Source organism: uncultured Nonlabens sp. (genome assembly GCF_947495285.1).
Lineage (GTDB): Bacteria > Bacteroidota > Bacteroidia > Flavobacteriales > Flavobacteriaceae > Nonlabens.
Genome location: NZ_CANLXZ010000095.1, coordinates 1 through 359 on the forward strand (window position 1 = coordinate 1; position 359 = coordinate 359).

Consider the following 359-nt stretch of genomic DNA (forward strand, 5'->3'; position numbering starts at 1 on the left):
GGTGTAATAAGCCCATTATTGGCAAACATCTTTTTGCACGTGGTTTTTGATAAGTGGCTAGAGAAGCACCACCCCGAGGTAAAGTTTGAACGCTATGCCGATGATATTATCATCCATTGCAATAACTTTAAACAAGCCTTGCGGACGTTGGAAGCAGTAAAAGCCCGATTTAAGCAATGTAAATTGGAGATAAAAGCGGGCAAGAGCAATATCGTGTATTGCAAACGCAACCAAAAGAAGCATCCACCGTTTAAGGTGCACTATGTAACATTTGATTTTCTAGGCTTTACATTTAAGCCTAGAATGGTCAAGGGCTACTTTGGGAACTTTCATTTGGGATTTACCCCATCGATAAGTCG

General features: G+C 40.9%; 1 protein-coding gene. It reads left to right on the top strand.

The window, feature by feature from the left end; all coding sequences use genetic code 11:
- Nucleotides 1-18: 18 nt before the first annotated feature.
- Nucleotides 19-359 (top strand): reverse transcriptase domain-containing protein (locus Q0838_RS14275; protein ID WP_298956564.1); only part of this gene is annotated, 341 nt, incomplete at its 3' end.